At 60.1% G+C, this 4,195-nt stretch carries 4 protein-coding genes; all 4 read right to left on the minus strand.

Translation table 11 applies throughout. The features are described from left to right. Positions 1–396 (minus strand): fumarylacetoacetate hydrolase family protein (locus tag ACUVTA_RS02275; RefSeq protein ID WP_445951365.1); only part of this gene is annotated, 396 nt, incomplete at its 3' end. A 3-nt stretch (positions 397–399) separates the two neighbouring features. Further along, on the minus strand, positions 400–2,598 hold the full coding sequence (locus ACUVTA_RS02280; protein WP_445951366.1) for a hypothetical protein: 2,199 nt from the start codon (positions 2,596–2,598) through the stop codon (positions 400–402). Between the two features lie 81 nt (positions 2,599–2,679). Further along, positions 2,680–3,828 carry a glycosyltransferase family 4 protein gene (locus ACUVTA_RS02285; protein ID WP_445951367.1) on the minus strand — a complete coding sequence of 383 codons (1,149 nt, stop codon included), beginning with the start codon at positions 3,826–3,828 and terminating at the stop codon, positions 2,680–2,682. A 159-nt stretch (positions 3,829–3,987) separates the two neighbouring features. After that, the coding region (locus ACUVTA_RS02290; protein WP_445951368.1) for a ferredoxin at positions 3,988–4,195 on the minus strand (208 nt) is incomplete at its 5' end.

A 4,195-nucleotide genomic window follows, 5' to 3' on the forward strand; every position in this document is an offset into this window, starting at 1 on the left:
GGTATACCCGAGAATATATTCGCCCGCCTCTTCCGGCCGGACGTGACGCGCAACCTTCCCGATCACCACCGCCAGCTCCGCTTCGTAATCCACCTGTCGCGCCAGCGCCGGATAACGGATCGCCTCTTCGGGGCCAATCACGGTGGTTGGCGGCTTAAGAAAGAGCACCGGCTCCTCCGGAAAAGGGTAGCCGAGCTCGCGCGCGTGATCGCGGTAGTTGAGGCCAACACAGACAATTTTGCTCGGCCGGCAGGGGGCTAACACCTTTAGCGCGGCGAGCGGGTACCCTTCCGGCTCGGGCCGCCCGCCGAAGCCACCTTTTAGCGGGTAAACCAGATCCCCGTTCACCATGCCGACAAAGACTTCACCCTCCCGCTCAAAGTAGCCCAAACGCACCGCTTAACCCTCCTGTAACAGGATGTAAAGCAGCGGCGGGATGCCAAAGATTGTCGCCATGGCCGCCGCTACCGTGCCGGAATCGTTAAAGGCAAAGGCTGCCACTGCGGTCACCACCACGCCGGTAAAACCGTTGAAGAGATAAGGGTAGCGGACGCGGAAATCGCGCATCACCCCTACCGGACGGTAGAAAAGAATCAGCAGGCCCCCGATGCCCGCCGCCAGCACGCGCGACCAGATGGTGTAGCGGAAAAGTTTAATATTCATAGCCATCTTCCGCTTGATAATGTCAAGCGCAGCTCCCGGGTCCTGGAGGACCAGCAGAAGGTTCCGACCGACATGCGACTGTGCTCCTTCCCCTCGTAGCAGATCGCAGGCAGCGAAAAGTGCGGGCAACAGCAGCCCCACGCCGCAAACAGTCAGCGCCGAACGCCAGGTAAGGCGGATACCGGCAAAGGCGAGGAGGCTTACCGGGAAGGCCACCACTGCCGTCAGCAAGCCACCGAAGTTGGCCCCTAAGCCTGGCGCGCCAAGCGTAGCCGTGGCGATACCCATCAAGAGAAGGACACCGGGGAAAATACGCCGGCCCCAGATGGTGAAAGCGCAGGCACTGCCGAAAATTACCGCGCTGATGAGGACCCCCATATACTCGTTGCCTATCCCGTAAAAGCGGGCGCCCCCCATGAGGTCATAGCTGAGCAGGGACGTTTTAAGGAGTCGCGCCCCCGTAAAGGCATCCGCAAGAATCAAACCTGCTGTGGCGGCAGATAGAAAGATGAACCCGGTGAAAGGCTGTCTCCTTTCGAGACGCACCATAACCAGGGTGAGAGCAGCAACCAGCACCGAAAGCCCTATGATATAAGAAAAAGGCTTAAAAGCGCCTAGCCCCGGCATAAGGAGAACAGCAAGAGGCACCACCATCACGCTTAGTAAAAGTGAGGCCAGCCGCAGCCGCCTGGGGAGCTCTTTTTCGCGCGCGAGGATGAAAAGCACCGCGCCGGTAATAACCGCGATCGCGTAACTAAGATAAATTTTGATCACCGGAACGCGGAAGTTGTGAACAAAGAGACTTTTCTCGCGTAGATCGCTCAAAAAAGAGAGCTGCTCGCCTGCACGGACCGCGGTAGCCGGCCGTCCCGACATGGTTTCTGGTACCTGCAGGCCGAAGAACTCTAATACCGTGGGGGCAATATCGGTGTTCATAATCACACCCGGACGTCTGGTTGAAAGAGAAACCAGGACGGTGCCCGGAGGCACGCCACGGCCAACCATAAGTACGAGTGTCACCCAGTCGCCATGTTCAAGAGCTTCGGAGGCCGGTGTAGGCGCTACAACCAATAGTAGGTCTCGCCGGAAGTCAAGGCTAGCCGCAAGCTTACCCACAAAGGCGTCGGCCCGCGCCAGAGCTTCCTCCCAACGTTGCCGGAAAATCGGGTCCGCAACCTCCTCCCGCGCCTCGTGAAGACGGCTGGTATCCCCGAGATCAATAACGATAAAGTCGGCTGTCTTGAGACGTGACCATTTATCCCAGAGGAGGTCGTAATTAGTCCGCCAGCCACCTGGAAAACCAGCGTCCTGGACCAGCAACTCCCGTCCGACAAAACCAGCCTCCACCACCCCGCATTCGTCCATCGCTATGGTGGCCACCTGCCTGCCGAGATGGTCACGCCAGTCCGCATTTCCTAGACAGGCAACTTTGAGCCCAGCGGCCTTAAGCTCCCCACCGAGAGCCCCCGGAACTACTGGATACTCCAGCTTCGCGTTTTCTTTAACGATGCGGGCAATGTCCAAGACGACTACATTGCCCGAACGTGGCCGGTAGCCAGTCCGTTGCGCAAACTCCGCTACCAAGTCACCTCCCTGCGGGGGGCGTTCGGAGCACTCATAAGCTGCTAGCGCCGCCTTTGTCCCTACGGCGTGAGCGCCCGCGCCGATGGTTGGATAGGTGTTCGCCGGCACCCGGCTACCACCTGCAGTCGTATTAAGGAGCGCTACCGCCCCTTGATGCATCAAGCGTTGCAGGTTTCCGGTTACGTGGCGCCCTAAATCCTCCAGTGTTAGGTGATCGATAACCACCATAACCACGCGGCCCTGCCTACGCCCGGCAGCGTAAGCGGAAGCACCACTCCAGAAGAGTACTATGCCGAGTCCCAACAGGCCCAAAAAACAGAAGAAAATCCTCCCACCGCGCTTGGGCGTCAAAACTGATCCCCTCCCCACCCGCAATAACTTTTCCGGCAAACCGATCCAATTTTAAGCTACCCTTCACCCCGCTGGCAATAATCAAACGTTCGCGAGAAGCCCTTTTCGGGCGAGTTCCTCCTCGTAGAGTGCCATAACGGCGCGGGCCATCCTTTCAACCGTAAAAAGTTTCCGGACGCGCTCCCGGCCGGCCTGTCCCATTTTCGCGGCTAGTTCCGGGTCGCCGAGGAGCCGCCCGATGGCCGCCGCTAGCGCGGCCGCATCCCGCGGGGGGACGAGGATGCCTGTTTCGCCGTCTACCACAACCTCCGGTATTCCCCCTACCGTAGTAGCCACCACGGGCAGCGCTGCGGCCATCGCTTCCAAGGCCGCAAGCCCAAACCCCTCGCTCACCGAGGGGAGCACAAAAAGATCGAAGGCGTTAAGGAGTGCGGGCAAATCTTCGCGCATTCCCGTAAAAAAGAATCTCCCGCCGGCGGAAGCCGCGGCCAGCCGCTCAAGCTCCCCGCGGAGCGGCCCGTCGCCCACGATGACGAAGAAGGGCTGCCGCCCCGGTGGGAGAAGCCCAGCAGCTTCGATCAGGTAGCGCACCCCCTTCTGGGGCGCCAGCCGCGCCACCGTTCCGACCACCGGAGTATCTACCGGGAGCCCCAGGCGTGTCCGGAGCACCGCGCGGCTCTCACTGATACGGAACTCCTCCGGGTCAACCCCGTTATAAATGGTAACCACCTGCTCCGGCCGCAGCCGCTCCTGCGCGATATACTCGCGCCGGAGGGCTTGGGAAACGGTGATGATCCGGTTAGTGCCGCGGGCTAGGAGACCTTCGGCTAAGGCAAAGAGCCGTTTTTTATAGCCCGGCCACTCGGCGTAAAAAATCGAATTGTGCACCGTTAAAATGCGGACCGGCGTTCCCGCCAGGACACCCGCTAATCTTCCCACCAGACCCGCCTTTGCGCCGTGAGCGTGCAAAATGGCGATGCGCCGCTGCCGCAGAAGAGAACTTAGCTGGACCGCCGCACGCAGATCGTGAAAGGGGTCGAGTTCGCCTTTGAGGGGCACGGGGAAGAATTCGCCTCCCACCGCGGCAACCTGCGCCGCCAGGTCACCCGCCGGACCAGCAACCATTAGCCTAAAGAGGGACCGGTCGGTATAGCGGAGCAGATCGATTAGGTGGCGCTTCATCCCGCCGGCAGCGGGCCGTATGACGTGCAGCACGTTATAAGGCAGCAACTTTTTCCCCTCCGGAGATGCGATTCTTGCCGGATCGCTTCTTAATTCGCCACGCGGCCGGGATTTCCTCGCAACTACAAAAGAAAATCCCCGCCGCAAGCGGGGTTGAAAGACGGTTCTTTGAACCACATAGCGTTTTTTTTCGCCAAGCGGTTGCCCTTAGTGCGTCTTGATCGCTTCTGTCGGGCAACTCTCTACCGCCTCCTGACAGGCATCTTCTAAGTCTTCGGGCACCTCGCTTCCGGTAGCCACCGCCTTTTCCTCCTCTTCCGACCACCCGAAGACCCCCGGGCAAAGGTCCACGCAGGTACCGCAACCGATGCAGAGGTCCGGATCGACTTCCACGCGCATCCGCGCAGCCCCCTTA

The sequence above is a fragment of the Thermodesulfitimonas sp. genome (genome assembly GCF_052743955.1).